At 35.6% G+C, this 19361-nt stretch carries 19 protein-coding genes; 18 read left to right on the forward strand and 1 reads right to left on the reverse strand.

The window, feature by feature from the left end:
• The first annotated feature begins 239 nt into the window (after positions 1-239).
• The 11 genes from FEZ13_RS19270 to FEZ13_RS02095 all read left to right on the forward strand — a co-directional run bounded on the left by FEZ13_RS19270 (position 240) and on the right by FEZ13_RS02095 (position 10547).
• The gene (locus tag FEZ13_RS19270) at positions 240-389 is read left to right on the forward strand and encodes a hypothetical protein (RefSeq protein WP_186725728.1); all 150 of its coding nucleotides are present in this window, start codon (positions 240-242) and stop codon (positions 387-389) included.
• A gap of 202 nt (positions 390-591) precedes the next feature.
• Entirely contained in the window at positions 592-822 is a 231-nt protein-coding gene (locus FEZ13_RS02055) for a hypothetical protein (RefSeq protein ID WP_146548243.1), read from the forward strand.
• Between the two features lie 670 nt (positions 823-1492).
• Complete coding sequence (locus FEZ13_RS19920; protein WP_255473034.1) at positions 1493-1615, forward strand: hypothetical protein; 123 nt, start codon at positions 1493-1495, stop codon at positions 1613-1615.
• A 35-nt stretch (positions 1616-1650) separates the two neighbouring features.
• On the forward strand, positions 1651-2784 hold the full coding sequence (gene hemW / locus FEZ13_RS02060; RefSeq protein ID WP_146551270.1) for a radical SAM family heme chaperone HemW: 1134 nt from the start codon (positions 1651-1653) through the stop codon (positions 2782-2784).
• Between the two features lie 99 nt (positions 2785-2883).
• Positions 2884-3897 carry a heat-inducible transcriptional repressor HrcA gene (hrcA, locus tag FEZ13_RS02065; RefSeq protein ID WP_146551271.1) on the forward strand — a complete coding sequence of 338 codons (1014 nt, stop codon included), beginning with the start codon at positions 2884-2886 and terminating at the stop codon, positions 3895-3897.
• Between the two features lie 91 nt (positions 3898-3988).
• A complete protein-coding gene (gene grpE, locus FEZ13_RS02070) occupies positions 3989-4558 on the forward strand; it encodes a nucleotide exchange factor GrpE (RefSeq protein ID WP_146552722.1) in 570 nt (189 codons plus the stop codon).
• 44 nt (positions 4559-4602) lie between these two features.
• Positions 4603-6432: a molecular chaperone DnaK gene (gene dnaK, locus FEZ13_RS02075; protein WP_146548247.1), complete on the forward strand. Its 1830-nt coding sequence runs from the start codon at positions 4603-4605 to the stop codon at positions 6430-6432.
• Between the two features lie 478 nt (positions 6433-6910).
• A complete protein-coding gene (gene dnaJ / locus FEZ13_RS02080) occupies positions 6911-8041 on the forward strand; it encodes a molecular chaperone DnaJ (RefSeq protein WP_146551272.1) in 1131 nt (376 codons plus the stop codon).
• 18 nt (positions 8042-8059) lie between these two features.
• Positions 8060-9004, forward strand: a complete 945-nt coding sequence (prmA, locus tag FEZ13_RS02085; RefSeq protein ID WP_146551273.1) for a 50S ribosomal protein L11 methyltransferase — start codon at positions 8060-8062, stop codon at positions 9002-9004.
• Positions 9005-9016: 12 nt separating this feature from the next.
• Entirely contained in the window at positions 9017-9754 is a 738-nt protein-coding gene (locus FEZ13_RS02090) for a 16S rRNA (uracil(1498)-N(3))-methyltransferase (RefSeq protein WP_146551274.1), read from the forward strand.
• Positions 9755-10349: 595 nt separating this feature from the next.
• A complete protein-coding gene (locus FEZ13_RS02095; protein WP_146548251.1) occupies positions 10350-10547 on the forward strand; it encodes a hypothetical protein in 198 nt (65 codons plus the stop codon).
• Positions 10548-11311: 764 nt separating this feature from the next.
• On the opposite strand, the gene FEZ13_RS02110 is transcribed toward FEZ13_RS02095, so the two are convergent.
• Complete coding sequence (locus tag FEZ13_RS02110) at positions 11312-11743, reverse strand: IS3 family transposase (RefSeq protein ID WP_146551275.1); 432 nt, start codon at positions 11741-11743, stop codon at positions 11312-11314.
• Between the two features lie 278 nt (positions 11744-12021).
• Here FEZ13_RS02110 and FEZ13_RS02115 point away from each other — a divergent pair, with 278 nt between their 5' ends.
• From FEZ13_RS02115 to FEZ13_RS02145, 7 genes are all read left to right on the forward strand, one after another.
• Positions 12022-12570, forward strand: a complete 549-nt coding sequence (locus FEZ13_RS02115) for a hypothetical protein (RefSeq protein WP_146551276.1) — start codon at positions 12022-12024, stop codon at positions 12568-12570.
• Between the two features lie 87 nt (positions 12571-12657).
• A complete protein-coding gene (locus tag FEZ13_RS02120; RefSeq protein ID WP_146551277.1) occupies positions 12658-12969 on the forward strand; it encodes a hypothetical protein in 312 nt (103 codons plus the stop codon).
• A gap of 559 nt (positions 12970-13528) precedes the next feature.
• The gene (gene mtaB, locus FEZ13_RS02125) at positions 13529-14878 is read left to right on the forward strand and encodes a tRNA (N(6)-L-threonylcarbamoyladenosine(37)-C(2))-methylthiotransferase MtaB (RefSeq protein ID WP_146551278.1); all 1350 of its coding nucleotides are present in this window, start codon (positions 13529-13531) and stop codon (positions 14876-14878) included.
• A 98-nt stretch (positions 14879-14976) separates the two neighbouring features.
• Positions 14977-15840, forward strand: coding sequence for an N-acetylmuramoyl-L-alanine amidase family protein (locus FEZ13_RS02130; RefSeq protein ID WP_186725729.1), 864 nt, complete (start codon positions 14977-14979; stop codon positions 15838-15840).
• Between the two features lie 304 nt (positions 15841-16144).
• Complete coding sequence (gene deoC, locus FEZ13_RS02135; protein WP_146551280.1) at positions 16145-16813, forward strand: deoxyribose-phosphate aldolase; 669 nt, start codon at positions 16145-16147, stop codon at positions 16811-16813.
• A gap of 116 nt (positions 16814-16929) precedes the next feature.
• Positions 16930-17103 (forward strand): 30S ribosomal protein S21, encoded by a 174-nt coding sequence (gene rpsU / locus FEZ13_RS02140; protein ID WP_146548259.1) that lies wholly within the window; start codon positions 16930-16932, stop codon positions 17101-17103.
• A gap of 265 nt (positions 17104-17368) precedes the next feature.
• Positions 17369-19360 carry an ABC1 kinase family protein gene (locus tag FEZ13_RS02145; protein WP_146551281.1) on the forward strand — a complete coding sequence of 664 codons (1992 nt, stop codon included), beginning with the start codon at positions 17369-17371 and terminating at the stop codon, positions 19358-19360.
• Position 19361 lies beyond the last annotated feature (1 nt).

Raw genomic sequence — 19361 nt, forward strand, 5'->3', positions numbered from 1 at the left:
AAAATAGTCCTAATGTAATACTTTTGTATTTTAAAAAATAAGTATTTTCTCTATTTTTACAATGTAAAATTCTGTATAATAGATGAATGCAAGGTTGTTGTTCACTATTTTGAATTTTAAAACTTTGTAAATGAATCCATTCCATGAATCTTTTTCTTTTTTGAAAGTTCTGATATATAATGGGGAGCTGCATGATGGAATTGATTTAAATATGAATATTCAATGGGAGTGATACGATCATGTTTAAAGAGGATGTAGATTGCTTGGAGCGATTGTTAAAAAAGATTGAAACGAAACTTGCAGCATTTGAAATCCATATCACTCATATGCAAGCTAAATTAGATGAGGTAAAAGAGCAGGATCAAATATATTATGTTCGTAAATTTTAATTGTATTTGTTGGTTTAATGAAAAATATGCTTTTTACGTAGAAACGATGTGGTTGATATTTCATTCTAGATAGCTGTTTTGTTGAGGAAATAGACGAGCCTTCTTCGTGTTCATATCCGCTGAAAATATTTTCGTAATTCGACACTTTTTCATTGGTTATTTCTACTATAGATATGAAATAATAGAGTCGGAGGCGATTAGCATGAAAAATCTCGAAAAAATTAAAGACACACATCAATGTTTTAATTGTGGTCATGAATTTGAATGGAAGGCCGTATATTTTAATCCGCCAATTACAACAGCAACTGTAAATGCTGCACGTGAAATGTCAGGCAACGTTGCAAAAGTTACTTTTATTGATAAAGGATCAATAGAAATAGAAGTTGCGTGTGATGAATGTTATAATTTAAATCGTTTTACATATTCGAAATAGTTTAAACAAAGCCGTATGTATAATCTATGCATACGGTTTTGTTTTGAAAAATAATCTGTGCTGGAAGCAAGTGGTCATGAATATTCATCTTGCATGAACGACTGATGACTCTTATACCAAGACTTAAGTAAAAGAAAGGAATAAATGTGGGATCCAACTACCTATCAAAAGCTGACTTGTTCAACTAACATACAATCGAGGACGAAGGAAACTTCTATTGTAAGAAGTTACACTGCATAGTGATTTGGGGATAGGGGAAGTTGATATGTTTCTCCCAATTTTGCAGTATGCTGTATATTTGTGTACTAGACATTTTGAGAATAGTGTAAAATACATTAAACTATCACGCGTGTTGATTAACTAATTTTTTACATAAAATATAGTCCATTAGCTGATTTCCGCTACGGCTCGCTTTCCTGCGGGCGAATGCTGAGCCTCCTCGCTATGCTACGGGGTCTCATCTATTCGCTTTTCCCGTGGAAGTCGAGCAAGCCTCCGCTACAATCTATGCAAATGAAGATAAAATACATCATTTTTGAAAAATTACAGAAAATAAAAATCCTGTTTTCTCTAAATCAACACGTCTGTTAAACTATATTTAATGTCGATTAAAATGTTGCCTCCATATGAACAGGCAGTAAGATTAGATTTCATATTAAGACACAAGTAAGTGGAGAAATCGGCTGCCTGTAAAAGTCCGATTGGTTTGGGCGGGTATGATGTTGGTTTCTCAGGTGGCGCTTTTCACTTCCGTTCCTTTAGTTCAGTGAGGGATGAAGAAAATCCCTACTGATGGAAGTTACACTTTATTTGAAAGAGGGTTTTAGGTTGGTTAGAGGTATTTATATTCATATTCCATTTTGCCATCAGATTTGCAATTACTGCGATTTCAACAAAGTTTTTTTCAAAAACCAGCCAGTTGATGAGTACATAGAGGCATTGGGCGAAGAAATGCGCCTGTGGACAGCGAATCATGATTTTCATAATATAGAAACGATTTTTTTAGGTGGTGGTACGCCAACATCATTATCACCTAAACAATTGAATAAACTACTATCATTCATCCAAATGTATATACCATTGGAACATGTCACAGAATTTACATCAGAAGCAAATCCAGATGAACTAACAAAAGAAAAACTAGAAGTGCTTTATCAAGGCGGTGTCAATCGTCTAAGTCTGGGGGTACAAGCCTTTCAAGAAGATCTATTGAAAAAATTAGGAAGAACACATTCAAATGATCATGTTTTTCACACAATCGATGAAGCTAGGCGTATTGGATTCGATAATATTAGTATAGATTTAATGTACGGATTACCTGGTCAAACGATGCAGCAATGGAAAGAAACCTTGAATATTGCTTTTTCACTTCAACTACCGCATTACTCAGCTTATTCCTTAATTGTCGAGCCAAAGACTATTTTTTATAATTTAATGACTAAAAGAAAATTACGATTACCAAGCGAAGATTTAGAAGCTGATATGTATGATGTGTTGATGCAACAAATGGAGCAACATGATTTGCACCAATATGAAATTAGCAATTTTAGTAGAAGAGGATATTCTTCTATCCATAATCAAATTTATTGGGATAATGATGAGTATGTTGGAATGGGTGCAGGTGCTCATGGGTATATTAATGGTATCCGTTATTCCAATCATGGTCCACTCAAAAAATATATGAAATCAATTGCTGACGGTGAAAAGTCGATTTATGAAACACATATCGAAACAAAGCAGGAACGAATAGAAGAGGAGCTTTTTTTAGGTTTACGAAAAACAATGGGCGTAAGCAAAAAACATTTTTATGAAAAATTCAACTGTACAATAGAAAGTGTTTATGAAAAACAATTACAAGCACTTCTCCAAAAAGAGCTGATCGTTACCGAGGGAGATTATATAAAACTTACTCGAAATGGTCGTTTTGTTGGAAATGAAGTATTTGAAGAATTTTTGCTGTAAACCTATGCATTTTCGTTGACATCATTATATAGAGGTGATAAATTAATAATTGTATTAGCACTCCTCTGTAGTGAGTGCTAACAACGAGAGGTGATGATCATGCTAACAAATCGACAGTTGCAAATTTTGCAAGTGATCGTAGATGACTTCATAGCGACGGCACAGCCTGTAGGATCTCGCCAAATTGCGAAGAAGGAAGGAATACCTTTTAGTGCAGCTACTATTCGAAATGAAATGGCTGATTTAGAGGATTTAGGATTTTTGGAAAAAACGCATACTTCTTCTGGACGAGTACCTTCGGAAAAAGGTTATAGATTTTATGTGGATCATTTGTTAAAGCCTCAAGTTATTACTACTCAAGATATCAAAACCATCCAATCCTTATTTCAAGATCGGGTGATAGAAACGGAACAGGTCATTCGTAAATCTGCAAGTATTTTATCAGATTTGACGACATACACTTCCATTATTTTGGGTCCAGATGTTCAGCTTCATAAAGTAAAACAATTTGCGATTGTTTCTTTAACAGCTGACTCAGCCGTGGCCATTATCGTTACGGATAATGGGCATGTTGAAAACCGCCTGATTTCAATACCGAAGAATTATTCGCCCTCGGATATTGAAAAAGTCGTAAACATTCTAAATGATCGACTTGTCGGTGTTCCGCTTGAGCAGCTTCAAAATAAGCTTGAGCAAGAGGCAGCGACAGTGATTAAACAGCATTTAGGCGCTTACGAAGGCTTGCTATCGTCAATCTTTGATATTCATAAATATCAAGGTGAGGGTAAAATATACTATGGTGGAAAGACGAATATGCTTAACCAGCCGGAATTCCATGACTTAAATAAAGTCCGAATGCTAATGGAACTAATGGAGGGAACGAGCCAAATTCAATCGATCTTCCCATTAGATGAAACAGGTATTCATATCCGAATAGGCTCTGAAAACAGTCATTTAGCAATGGAAGATTGCAGTGTGATTACCGCATCTTATTCAGTTGGCTCAGAGCAAAAAGGATCTATTGCTATCATCGGTCCTACTCGAATGGATTATAAACGAGTAGTTTCTATACTAGATTTCATGACAAATGAATTTACAAAACGAATCTGGTAAGATCGACATTAGAGGAGGATGACAATTGTCTCAAGCAAAAGAAGAAAAAGATCAACTAGTTAATAACGAAGAAGCTACGACTGAGGAAACCATTACTGAAGAAACAACTGAAGAGATAACTGAAGAAGCATCAGTAGAAGAAACATCAGTAGAAGAAACATCAGTAGAAGAAACTGTAGCTGAGGATAAAGAAACTGCTAAAGAAGATGAATCAGACGAACTAGCGCTGTTAAAAGAAAAGCTAGAAAAAGAAGAAGAACGCTATTTACGACTGCGCGCTGATTTCGATAATTTAAAACGTCGCAATCAAATCGACCGTGTAGCTCAAGAAAAGTATCGTGCACAAAATTTACTAACAGATTTATTACCTGTATTAGATAATTTTGAACGTGCACTACAAGTTGAAGCAACAACGGAAGATGCTAAATCGATGAAACAAGGAATCGAAATGGTGTACCGTTCATTAGTAGAAGCTACAACAAAAGAAGGCTTAGAACCAATTGCAACAGAAAATGTTGCATTTGATCCCAACATCCATCATGCGGTGATGCAAGAAAAGGATGACACAAAAGAATCAGGGATTGTTCTACAAGAATTGCAAAAAGGTTATATGCTGAAAGATCGCGTATTACGACCAGCAATGGTCAAAGTTAATGAATAGAAAACATCATAATTTGATGAATTGAATTATAGGAGGAAATTGAAATGAGCAAAATTATTGGTATTGACTTAGGTACAACTAACTCTTGCGTATCTGTATTAGAAGGCGGTGAACCCGTAGTTATCGCAAACAAAGAAGGCGCTCGTACAACTCCATCAGTTGTAGCATTCAAAAATGGCGAACGCCAAGTTGGTGAGGTAGCAAAACGTCAATCAATCACTAACCCAAATACGATTATTTCTATTAAACGTCATATGGGTACTGACTATAAAGTGAAAATTGAAGATAAAGAATATACGCCACAAGAAGTTTCAGCCATGATTCTTACGCACTTAAAAGAATATGCTGAAGATTACCTTGGTGAAAAAGTAACAAAAGCAGTTATCACAGTTCCTGCATACTTCAATGATGCCCAACGTCAAGCAACTAAAGATGCTGGTAAGATCGCAGGTCTTGAAGTTGAACGTATTATTAACGAACCTACAGCTGCTGCTCTTGCATACGGCTTAGATAAAACAGAAGAAGATCAAAAAATATTGGTATTTGACCTTGGCGGTGGTACATTCGACGTATCTATCCTTGAATTAGGTGATGGTGTATTTGAAGTATTAGCGACTGCTGGTGATAACCATCTTGGTGGCGACGATTTCGACCAAAAAATTATTGATTATTTAGTAGCAGAATTCAAAAAAGAAAATGGTATTGATCTATCTAAAGATAAAATGGCATTACAACGTTTAAAAGATGCTGCTGAAAAAGCGAAAAAAGAATTATCAGGGGTTTCAACAACTCAAATTTCTTTACCATTTATCACTGCTGGAGAAAATGGCCCGTTACATTTAGAAGTGACATTATCACGTGCTAAATTTAATGAGTTAACAGCAGATTTAGTTGAACGTACAATGGTTCCAACTCGTCAAGCATTATCTGATGCAGGTTTATCAGCTTCTGATATCCATGAAGTAATCCTTGTTGGTGGTTCAACTCGTATTCCAGCAGTACAAGAAGCAGTTAAAAAGGCTACTGGTAAAGAACCTCATAAAGGTGTAAACCCTGATGAAGTTGTAGCAATGGGTGCTGCTATTCAAGGTGGCGTTATCACAGGTGATGTAAAAGACGTTGTATTACTTGACGTAACTCCACTTTCACTTGGTATTGAAACAATGGGCGGTGTATTTACAAAATTAATCGATCGTAATACAACGATTCCGACTTCAAAATCACAAGTATTCTCAACAGCTGCAGATAACCAACCTGCTGTAGACATTCATGTATTACAAGGTGAACGTTCAATGGCTGCAGATAATAAAACGTTAGGTCGCTTCCAATTAACGGATATTCCACCAGCTCCACGTGGTGTTCCACAAATTGAAGTAACATTCGATATTGATAAAAACGGTATTGTGAATGTAAAAGCAAAAGACCTTGGTACTCAAAAAGAACAAAATATCACTATCCAATCTGATTCAGGTTTATCTGAAGAAGATATCGACCGTATGGTAAAAGAAGCAGAAGCAAATGCTGAAGCAGATAAGAAACGTAAAGAAGAAGTTGATCTTAAAAACGAAGCAGATCAATTAATCTTCCAAGTCGATAAAACAATCACTGATCTAGGTGATCAAATCACTGAAGATGAAAAGAAATCAGTAACTGATGCAAAAGAAGAATTACAAAAAGCACTTGAAGCTGGTGAAATTGAAGGCATCAAATCAGCTAAAGAAAAATTAGAAGGTGTTCTTCAACCATTAGTGATGAAAGTTTATCAAAAAGCTGCAGAAGCACAACAAGCTCAAGCAGGTGCAGATGGCAACGCAACAGACAAAAAAGATGATGGTGTAGTTGATGCCGATTTTACAGAAGTAAACGATAAATAATCATAAAGAACCGCGCCTATTACAGTAGATAGAAATAAGAGCGCGATAATGGTATCGTAATAGCTATCTGTCATCCAAGTCAGATATCCATCGTTATTGAGAAATATTAAAAAGCCAAAGACCGCTCTCGGGCTTTGGCTTTTTATATTAAAACTTTGTTATAGGATTGTTTGCTCTTGCAATAACAGATAGTATTGCTCTCTACAAGGCTTTAGTCAAGAGGAAATCGACAATTATCTATATAAATAGCATTGGATAACAAACACGCCTGAAAATCTATATCCTAAGGAAAAATAGTTGTTAGGCTGTGAAGACTATTTGAAGTCTCTTTTAGTTTTCAACTAGGAACATATTTTAAAAAGGATAGCTGCAAGCAGGATCAGATGACAACAAAATGATGACTTGCAAATTATTGCTTTTGTCATCTTATCGATACATGATACAATATTAACTATGTGAAAAGAGCGGAGTGTGGAAGATGGAAAAACGCGATTACTATGAAGTCTTAGGGCTTGAAAAAACTGCATCTAAAGACGAAATTAAAAAAGCATATCGTAAACTCTCAAAGAAATACCATCCTGATTTAAACAAAGAACCAGGGGCAGAGGAAAAATTTAAAGAAATCGCTGAAGCATATGAAGTGCTAAGTGACGATCAAAAACGTGCTCGTTACGATCAGTTCGGTCATCAAGATCCAAACCAAGGTTTTGGAGGCTTTAGCGGATTTGGTAGTACTGAAGGTTTTGGAGGATTTGAAGATATCTTTAGTTCATTCTTTGGCGGTGGGAGCAGAACTCGTCGTGATCCCAATGCGCCACGTAAGGGTGATGATCTTCAATACCGAATGACGATTAGTTTTGAAGAAGCCGTATTTGGTAAAGAAAAAGAAATCGAAATCCCACGTGAAGAAACTTGTGATACTTGTCATGGCACAGGGGCTAAACCAGGAACATCAAAAGAAACATGTCCGTACTGTAACGGTACTGGCCAAATATCAGAAACTGTTAATACACCATTTGGTCAAATCGTAAATCGTCGTACATGTAGTCATTGTCAAGGTACTGGCCAAATAATCAAAGAAAAATGTTCAACATGCCATGGTTCAGGTACTGTTAAAAAACGTAAGAAAATCAAAGTCAATATTCCAGCAGGTGTAGATGACGGACAACAATTGCGAGTAAGTGGTCAAGGTGAAGCAGGTGTAAACGGAGGCCCAGCAGGTGATTTATACATCGTGTTCCATGTTCGTGCTAGCGACAAGTTTGAACGTGATGGAGATGATATTTATTTAGAATTACCAATCACATTCGCTCAAGCTGCACTGGGTGATGAAATAGAAGTACCAACCATCCATGGTAAAGTAAAAATGAAAATCCCAGCAGGTACGCAATCAGGCGACCGTTTCCGCTTAAAAGATAAAGGGGTTAAAAACGTCCATGGTTATGGTAATGGTGATCAACATGTCATTGTTAAAATAAAAACACCTAAAAAACTTACAGAAAAGCAAAAAGAATTACTTCGTGAATTTGCAAGTATTTCAGGCGATATTCCTGATGAGCAGAGTAGCTCATTAATCGATAAATTAAAGAAAAAATTTAAAGGTGAATAATTAGAGGAGTGATTGCAAGTGAAATGGTCGGAGTTATCCATCCATACAACAAATGAAGCTGTAGAACCTATCTCAAATATATTGCATGAGGCAGGTGCAAGTGGTGTCGTTATTGAAGATTCAGGAGATCTGTGCAAGGTTCGTGAAAATGAATTCGGCGAAATATATGAATTAGATCCTTCAGATTTCCCAGTAGATGGAGTGATCATCAAAGCTTATTTACCTGTCACAAGTTTTTTAGGGGAAACAGTGGAAGAAATTAAACTTGCAATCACTAATCTAGTCAATTTTGATATTAATATTGGTGCCAATGAGGTGTCCATTAGCGAAGTGAACGAAGAAGAATGGGCAACAGCATGGAAAAAATACTATCATCCAGTGAAAATTTCAAATCGCTTTACGATCGTTCCAACATGGGAAATCTACAAGCCTGTTGACAGCGATGAACTGATTATCGAATTAGATCCTGGTATGGCCTTTGGTACAGGAACACATCCTACAACAGTGATGAGTTTACAAGCACTTGAAAAGTATATGGCAGAAGATTCTACAGTAATTGATGTCGGTACGGGTTCAGGTGTATTAGCGATTGGGGCGGCAATGCTAGGTGCAAAACATGTCCATGCGCTAGATCTCGATGAAGTAGCTGTCCGATCTGCTAAATTAAATGTCAAGCTAAACAAAGTTCAAGATCATGTTGAAGTAGTGCAAGGAAATTTATTGGATACGGTAAAAGAGCCCGCTGAAATAGTTGTCGCCAATATATTAGCAGAGATTATTATGACCTTTATAGATGATGCACATCGTGTTGTCCAACCAAATGGATATTTTATCGCTTCAGGGATTATTGAAACGAAAAAAGAAGAAGTGAAAACAGCGCTTGAAAAAGCAGGGTTTGTGATTGAAGAAGTGATGATGATGGAAGATTGGGTCACCATTATTTCTCGTAAAGCCAAAGATTAATGGAGTGTATTTATGCAACGATATTTTATAAATGAATCATTTAATCATGAACTAGCGATTATCAGTGGTGATGATGCACACCATATTATGAAGGTCATGCGTATGCGTGCTGGCGATGAAATAATCGTTGTACATAATGGGGAAGCTACGATTTGTGAAATTGCAAAACTAACGGAAGAAGGCGTGCATGTACAAAAAACAATGCGCACACTTCCATCTCCAGAGCTTCCGATTCATGTCACAATCGCCTGCGGCTTACCTAAAGGTGATAAGTTAGATTTAATGGTTCAAAAATCAACAGAGCTAGGAATGTATTCTTTCATCCCTTTTGAAGCAGAACGTTCCGTCGTCAAATGGGATTCTAAAAAAGGAAAAAAGAAACAAGAACGGTTGCAAAAAATCGCCAAAGAAGCGGCAGAACAATCACATCGTACACATATACCAATGATCCAAGAACCTATTAGTTTCAAAAGATTATTACAAGAAGTGGGAAACTATGATGTTGTTTTTCTAGCAGATGAAGAAGATGCTAAACAAGAAGTGCGCACGAGATTTGCCGAACAGCTAAAAAAGGTTTACGATAATCAATCAATGCTTGTCATTTTTGGACCAGAAGGTGGAATTGATCGCGGAGAAGCGCAAGCACTGCGACAATTAGGATGTCAACCTATAGCGCTAGGTCCTAGAATATTACGAGCAGAAACCGCCCCCTTCTATGTACTTTCTGCTATTTCTTATGAATTTGAATAAAAAGTGAGCAGACTTGTCTTCAATGGGCTTCCACATGCTCGGGTTTGTGACCATGATTGTGTACAAAGTTAATAGTGATAAGGCTTCAAGCGCCTTGCAAAAAACTACTTAAAACCGTTATTTTTAAGTAGTTTTTTTGTTTAAGTGATACTTGATGCCAATAGAATTTGCCACATTTCATAACTAAATTTCTCCCCATGCTTATGCAATAAATGACAAAGCTTCTACGTTTTATGTTAGTCAATTTTTCAATATTTGTTCTTGAAGTACACTCATTTTCTTTTCAATATTTAATTGCCATTCTTCGTATGCTTTACAAAGTGATTTTTTGACGAATTACTGTCTTTATGTTCTATAAGCGATTGTAGATGAATTAGATTAGTAATGTAATTTAAAATAACAGTGCAATTACCATGTCATTATCAAGTCTTGTGACAGGTGTGATTGAAAAAACACGCTATGCCAAAAGCATTAAAAAGTAGATGAATAAATTCCAGCAACGTGTTAAAGTAAAAGTAGATAAGCGTTCAACACGTAAATCAAGTTTATTGAAGTAAGAGTTAGCTAAATATAAATCATGCCGAGGTGTTTAACTATGAATGAGCAAACTGTTCGTGAACAATCAACATGGGAGCACTACAAATCCATCGAAGCTGAAAACTATCACTTGAAACGACAATTAGCTAATAAAAGCAAAGAAAATAAGCGACTGAAACGTGTTATTAGCGCTTTAAAAGAAAATAGAAAAAAAGATAAACAACGTTTTCGTAATAATGGAAAAGCTGGAAAGTAATTTGAATCATAATAGATAATAAGTTAAAAATATACCGAATTAATACGCTTATCGGAACAATTGGAGACACTGAATTTACGCATTTAGCGCGCTTATTTGGTGTTTTTTTATTGAATAAAGAATATTGGTTTGAGAATGTACAGGATAAAAGTCATTCGAGTATAAAAATTTAAAATTGGATATGGATTATAAACACAAAGAAATAATTATCACAAAAACATTAACATTTTGCTTGAAAACTGAATGAAGAAAGGCATCCCAGTGGAATATATGATTACCTCAGCAGAGGGATGTATTAAGGAAGTACTCCCACGAAGAAATTGATTGCGCAAAAATACTGGATTGCCTAACGCTGCTCGATGACCATGATAGGTACTTTATTATTGAATTATTTTATCATACTGTATATACAGTCAAGAAAGACGACACTCAAAGCGAGATAGCAGCAAAATACAATACAACAGCCGCTTATCTACAAAAGCTCAATAAGATTAAATAAAATTTATGTTGGTCAGAAGATTGTTATTAAGAAAGCATCAATTACAACTGAAACAGTTCCAAAAACATATACAGTGAAGAGCGGAGATACGTTATCTAAGACGTTGCTAAGCATAACACGACAGTTACAAAATTAGTAAGCTTAAACAAGATAAAAAATCCCGATAAAATTTACATTGGGCAGAAAATTAAATTGAAGTAAGTAGATAAAAGCCAGGTACCCATTGAACTGACCTAGTCATTTGAGACACACATAAAACACCTAATTAGGCTGCTAGCTTTCCAAATTCAGGGGGAGTTAAGTAGCCTAATTTTTCTTGTATTCGTTCCTCATTATATTCCCTCATATATTCCGATACGCGGAATCTTGTCACATCATTAGTTAATGAATGATGCTTCACACGCGCAAATGCTTCTGTTTTAATATTCGAATGAAATGATTCAATGACCGCATTATCCCAACAGTTTCCATGGCGGGACATACTTGCTCGACAATTCATTTTCTCCAATAAATTTTGATAGGCATAAGATGTATACACACTTCCTTGATCTGAATGGACAATTATGTCTTTTGGATAATTTCTAGCTTCTAAAGCTGTCTTTAATACATCCATCACAAGTGATGTCTGCTGATGGTCATACATTTTATACGCTACAATTTCATTATTAAATAAGTCTAGAATCGTTGCTAGATACATAGTTGTCGAACCCTATTGAATGTAGGTAATGTCTGTCACCCATTTTTCATTAGGTGCCGTTGTCTTATGAAATTAGGTTAGTCCACATTATAAATAGGAGTACCTGGCTTTTTTATGTTTATTCATTTCTTAATTCCTTTTCACGTTCCTCGATTAATTTCTCCAAATTCTTCAAATTAAAATATACTATTATATATTTGTGTAAAACATACTATATTTTTACAAATTAATAGATTATAATTAAATGGAATTGAAAATTCAAAAAAGGAGATGATTTTATGAAGAAGTGGTTAAGTATCGTATTTCTTGCAAGTTTATTGTTTATTACTCTTCCAATTGTTTCGAAAGCAATGGAAATTGAACCTACAGTTGAAGGTTCAGAAGTATTAATGACAGAAGAACAGGAATCCTCGGTAGATGTTAATTCGTTACCAAATGTTGCAAATTCTGTGTTTACTCCTGGAACAACTGGTGAGATGCAAACTTTTGGTTTAAAGTTTGCTAGGGGAACTATTGGTTGTTTTACAGTGGGAAGTAACGTTTATTGTCCGTGGACTATTGAAGTTGGAGGAGATGTTATTGTACAGAGTAAGGTAATAGTATATCTTGAAAAAGATTATGGTTTTTTAAATGGTGGTTGGAAAAATTATTCTACTTTCTCATTTAACTATCCTGTTAATATACCAACCTCCACCATTAGCAATGAAGCATCTTTTAGATTGTCAAAAGGAGCTTATAGAGCAAAATTAGGCGGAAGTTTTATAACTGCCAAAAATGGTGTTTATTCAGCAATTGCCAACGGTGCTTCCTATTTTGAAATAAAATAATATATCTTAATATGTAAAACCAAAAGAAATCGTATTTAACAGTTACAATGCGTGTTAAATACGATTAGCAGGAGGTATAAATAAGGAGTGATGAAAATTAGCACTGAAGAAGATTGGAGTGAATTTAAACGAACAGGTATAATAATAAACTATCCCCATGTCGATTTAATAAAAAAGAAAGTTACAGCTACAATTTCTATTGAGGAAGATGTGAAAATGACTGTAATTGTAGACTTAAATTTGAATGTTGTATCAAAAAATGGGAATATAGATGAAATTCTAGATATTCTTCCTGATGATGATGAAGAATATTACATAGAAGTCATCAGATATTGGGCAGAAATGTTCATCAATAATAATATTGCAGACCCTAAAGCATACTTTGATTCCCTTACATGATTTATTTGGTAAGGTCCATGAAATTTTTTTTGATTCAGAGAACAACAAAAAATTAAATAATAAACAAAAACCAAGTTGCCAAGTAGGCAGCCTGGTTTTTCGTTAATTAAAAAACAGAAATTAGCGGTCTAAAAATAATTAAATGCTACACATTAAAACGTATAAATACTATTATATCAACGTTTTGAATGATATATAATATGTCCTTCTTATTATATTTATCGCCTCCAAACGCATCTAAATAGGTACCCGCTATCTAATTGAACTTTTATATTGGTATCATTCTTGCTTACTGTAGTTGATGCAGATTTTTCTTTTTCAACACTTTTTTTATTTTTCCTCCTACCTATATTTTCTTACTTTATTTACATATTATATATAACTAAAATCATATGAAAATAAAAGACTACCGTAAAAGGTAGCCTTTTGTTTGTAACAAAAAGTAAGTATACTTTAAATATCTCTCTTGTATAGATTCCTAAACGATATTGATTCAAAAAAATATGTTATCATGTCAAGTATCGAGTAAAATTAGATACAAAAGAAAGGTTGATTTAGAATGAAGAACAAAAGCGTCGGAAACGTTAGCTTCTTTACGCTTGGATGTAAAGTGAATCACTATGAAACCGAAGCGATTTGGCAGCTATTTAAGGATAATGGATATGAACGTACGGAATTTGATCATCAATCCGATGTTTATGTCATTAATACATGTACAGTGACCAATACAGGTGATAAAAAAAGCCGTCAAGTCATTCGTCGTGCCATTCGGCAAAATCCAGATGCTGTTATTTGTGTAACAGGATGCTATGCGCAAACATCTCCTGCTGAAATCATGGCAATTCCGGGTGTCGATATTGTCGTAGGTACGCAGGATCGTGTGAAAATGCTGGACTATATCGAGCAATATAGAGAGCAGCGCCAACCTATCAATGCGGTTAAAAATATTATGAAAAATCGCGTGTACGAAGAATTAGATGTTCCATACTTTACAGATCGTACACGTGCCTCTTTGAAAATACAAGAAGGCTGTAATAACTTCTGTACATTTTGCATCATCCCTTGGGCTCGAGGCTTAATGCGTTCGCGTGATCCAAAAGAAGTGGTTCGACAAGCACAGCAACTGGTGGATGCTGGGTATCTTGAAATTGTCTTAACAGGTATTCATACAGGTGGTTATGGACAAGATTTAAAAGATTATAATTTAGCACAGCTTTTACGTGACATTGAAGCAAATGTAAAAGGATTAAAACGTCTTCGAATTAGTTCTATTGAAGCAAGTCAACTAACAGATGAAGTAATAGAAGTGTTACGCGATTCTAAGATTGTTGTCAATCATTTACACATTCCAATTCAATCCGGTTCCGATACAGTATTGAAACGTATGCGCCGAAAATATACAATGGCGTTCTTTGGTGAACGTTTAGAGCGTTTGCGTGAAGCGTTACCGGATTTAGCTGTTACTTCAGACGTCATAGTTGGTTTCCCAGGTGAGACAGAGGAAGAATTTATGGAAACATATCGTTTTATTGCAAAACATAAATTTGCGGAACTTCATGTATTTCCATTCTCAAAACGTACAGGTACTCCTGCTGCTCGTATGGAAGATCAAATCGATGAAGAAATTAAAGATGAACGTGTGCATCGTTTATTAACATTGAACGATCAGCTAGCCAAAGAATATGCTTCAAGATTTGAAGGAGAAGTTTTGGAAGTTATCCCAGAGGAAATCATCCAAGAAGGTGAAGAAGCGGGATTGCTTACAGGCTATACTGGAAACTATATGAAAATTGTATTTGAAGGTACAGAAGATATGATCGGTAAACTAGTAAAAGTCAAAATTGACAAATCAGGATATCCTCATTCACATGCACAATTTGTTCGAGTGTTGGACACTGTTGAAGCATAATTTTGAGAATATGTCCAAAAGCCTAGCGACCAAAGCTGGGCTTTTTTGTTATAGTTATATATATATCAAATGGAGGATAACGAATTGAGGCGATGCAGATGAAAAAATTGGCACTAACATTAATCATAATGACGCTCGTTGTCTCAAGCGCTATTTTGATCGTCAATCATCAAACACATCAAGGACTATTGAATAATAGTGATAGCAATCATATGAATTCCATGGATGCTGCACACAAAAAAGAAAACACCAGCAATAAAATGAAAAAAGAAACTGCGACAACCACTTCAAAGGAAAAGAAGCCTTTACAACAAAAAAAGGATACGAAGCAAGTCGTCATTACCATTGATCCTGGTCATCAAAAGCATGCCAATACGGAACAAGAGCCGATTGCACCGGGATCAGAGGTAAGAAAATACAAGGCTACTGTCGGTTCGATGGGAATCATTACTAGAAGACCCGAATATGCCATTACGCTAGATGCCTCCAAAATGCTCCAAAAGAAATTGACCAAAAGAGGCTATAAGGTGATTTTAACCCGTAACACAAATGATGTAGATCTATCCAATCGAGATCGTGCTAAAATAGCAAACAAGCATCACTCAACTTTATTTATAAGAGTTCATGCAGATGGAGCAGAGAGCCCCGATGCACATGGCTTTTCGATTATTGCACCATCTAAGAATAATCCATATACCAAAAAAGTATTTAAAGAAAGCCAAAAAGCATCAAAATCAATTGTTCAATATGTAAAGCAAGACTTTACACTCTATCAAAGTGGGATAAGCTATCGCAGTGACTTATCAGGATTTAATTGGTCAAAAGTACCTGTTATCCTTGTAGAATTAGGTTATATAACAAATCCACAGGAAGATCGCAACCTTACAAATCCTAAATTTTTAGAAAAATTAACAACTTCTATTGCACAAGGTGTCGATCATTATTTAGATGAAAACAAATAAAAGTGGTCAAAAATTTCTTGGGAAATAGAGTGGCAGCTTCATCATGTGAAAAGAGCACAAAATGCTGTTTAATCAGCACGTGTGTTCTTTTTTAGTATATTCTTTTCTTGAACAGCTTTGATCTGTCTATAAATGGCTCTATGAAAGGCTAGGCTAGAGCCATTTTCAAGTAAAGCATATTCTAATGTTTTAGTGAAAAAAACAATTGTACGGATAGTTTGTGTTACTTTTTGTGGAAAAGATATCATGTATCGTGATAGACTTTAGATGTACGTACATCTTATGACTAAAGGAGTTTGACAATATGACGAAAAGCTATGCCTCATACATTGATCACACATTATTGAAACCAGAGGCAACAAAAGAACAAATCCAAAGAATTTGTGCTGAGGCAAAAGAATATGGATTTGCTTCTGTTTGTGTAAATCCTACTTGGGTAAGTTTAGCTGCCGCAGAGTTAAAAGAGGTAGCATCGAAAGTTTGCACAGTAATCGGTTTTCCATTGGGAGCATCAACAAGTGCTACAAAAGCTTTTGAAACAAAAGATGCCATTGCAAATGGCGCGGATGAAATCGATATGGTGATCAATATTGGTGCTTTAAAAAGCAAACAGTATAAAGCAGTGGAAAAAGATATTCGAGCCGTTGTAGAAGCAGCAAATGGCACTTTGGTAAAAGTCATCATCGAAACATGTCTTCTTTCAAAAGAAGAAAAGATAAAAGCCTGTGAATTAGCTGTCTCAGCTGGTGCCGATTTCGTGAAAACTTCTACTGGTTTTTCAACAGGAGGAGCTACAGTAGAAGATGTAGCGTTGATGCGCCAAACAGTTGGTCCTAAAATCGGTGTAAAAGCATCTGGCGGCGTTAGAAGTTTAGAAGATTTAGAATCGATGGTGGAAGCAGGTGCTACACGTATAGGCGCAAGCTCCGGTGTTAAAATCATAAAAGGTCAAAGTATAAAAACAGACTATTAATTCAACCAATGGTATTGACCAAAACCTAGTAATAAGTTATAATTTCTAATACACGACGTTATGACGTCATAAATAATGTTGTGTTTTGACGTGTGTTCGGAGGGAGGGAAAAAGAGATGACAAAAACTGTCGTTAGAAAAAACGAATCGCTTGAAGATGCTCTTCGTCGCTTCAAACGTACTGTTTCTAAAAGTGGTACTATTCAAGAGGTAAGAAAACGCGAATTTTATGAAAAACCTAGCGTAAGACGCAAAAAGAAATCAGAAGCTGCTCGTAAACGTAAGTGGTAATTTCCGTTCCTAGACAATCCCTACGTTCTAAACACGCACTATCATGATTTATTAAACTCGCAATCATTGTAAGCCGAGAAATCTTAATGGATTTCTCGGCTTATTTACATTTTGAGAAGAAAATGTACTGGCTTCGATCTAAAAATGGGTCTTCATCAGATTTTTACATAAAAATGGATCGATCATATAGTAGGCTCTGACAAGCTTTACCAAGTTTTTTATGGTTTAATATACATAACCGAAATAATTTTGCGAAGGTGATTCCATGCATTATCTATGGACAGCTTTAGAACTAATTGTAATAGGGATCTTGATCTATTTCGTTAGTGGACGACTTATAGGAACAAAGCTCAATTTTATGAAAAAGATATTATCAGCTGTGCTGAGCGTTGTCTTTACGACATTCGTATACTGGTACTCATATTTAAGACACACAGACTTTCCTAAAGAGGATATGCTTCAAGAAGTCACGAATATAAGTACACTCGTATGGATTGGGAGCATGCTTTTAATTGCGATGTTGTTTTATTTGATATTAGAATTGTTCGATCCAATCCAACTAGGTGAACGAGGAGAAAGATTAACAGGAAATCGCAATATTATATCTAGGGCTCTTAGTAGCTGGAGAAGACAAAGACGCCTTGCACAAGTGTTTAGAATTGCGTTTCAACAAGGAATCGGACGTACACTAAGATATAAAAGAACCTATGAAAATGATCGTTTTTTAGCTAGTATTTTGCGAAAGACATTAGAAGAATGTGGCGGTATCTTTATAAAATTTGGACAGGTGCTGTCGACGAGAAAGGATATATTACCGCCTGTCTTTATCGATGAATTATCGAAGTTGCAGCAATATGTTAAATCGATGACGACTGAGCAAGTGTATGAGCAGTTATCTGAAAATCTTCAGCAGCCCATAGAGGAAGTTTTCAAATATTTTGATGACAAACCTCTTGCAGCTGGCTCTATTGGACAAGTTCATAAGGCAGTCTTAAAAGAAAATGGCGATGAGGTAATTGTCAAAATACTGCGCCCCGATGTTGTATCTGTGATGAATCAGGATTTAGATATTCTTCTTCACTTCGCCAACTGGCTTGCTGAGGAATCTTCATGGGCTGAAAATTTAGGATTATATCAATTAGCAACAGGATTCGCGGACAATCTCCGTGAAGAGATCAATTTTGAAATTGAAGCAAGAAACATGGAGCAAGTGACAAATGCATTGGGGAATAACCAAAAAAATATTAAGATTCCAAAGGTTTATAAAAAATACAGTAATCGCATGATTTTAGTGGTTGAGTTTTTACATGGCGTCAGTATAAAAGATAGCACATTATTATTAAAGCAGCATGGGATAGAGGAAAATGAATTGTTGCGTACCATTTTCTATTCATTCTTGCAGCAATTGCTTGTGGCAGGTGTATTTCATGCAGATCCTCATCCAGGAAATATTTATGTGCTAGAGGAAACAGGACAGGCTTGTTTCCTCGATTTTGGAGCAGTAGGAAGAATTGGACCTATTCAACAACAAGGATTCCGCACATTGTTTATCGGCATTGAACGAAACGATCCAAAGGTTGTACTAGAAGGTTTAAAGCATTTACTCCAAGATGAAGAAATACGGCATGAAGAAAATCTTCTGCAAGCAATCAGCCAACTACTTATTCAACTATCTTATTTGGATCGGATATCAGCAGAAGAATTGGTTCAATCATTATTTACAATTATCCAAAAATATGAATTGCGACTTTATCCGATGGTCAGTGTAGCATTGCGTGCACTTATCACATTAGAAGGCACTTTAAATATTTTGGATACAGACTATGACTTATTTTCTGAAGTTAAGCGATTTACATCCAAGAATAAGAAAGAGTTTTTAGCCGTTTCAAGTTTTAAAGATGCAAAAGACCTTATAGAACAAGAGCTTGTCATGATGCTGCCGACTTTACAAGATTTACCTCGTCGTTTTGAAAATATGGCCGAAACCATTGAAAAAGGTAAGGTAACAGTGAGATTAGATATTTTTTCAGAAAAAGCAAGCAGTACATTTGTGAACCAATGGCTATCTCATTTTATGCTCTTGTTAGTTGGTATTACGATTGGAATTATTTCAGTTTCTTTGCTAGCTATCTCTCAATTTATAAACTCTGTTTCAGCCCTCTATCTAAACACGGCTTCTTTTTTGGGGCTCTTCTTAAGTGCCATTATTCTTGTCCGTCTATCTATTCATGCGATTAGAAGTTCCAAAAGAGTATAAG

The sequence above is a fragment of the Rummeliibacillus sp. SL167 genome (genome assembly GCF_007896505.1).
Lineage (GTDB): Bacteria > Bacillota > Bacilli > Bacillales_A > Planococcaceae > Rummeliibacillus > Rummeliibacillus suwonensis.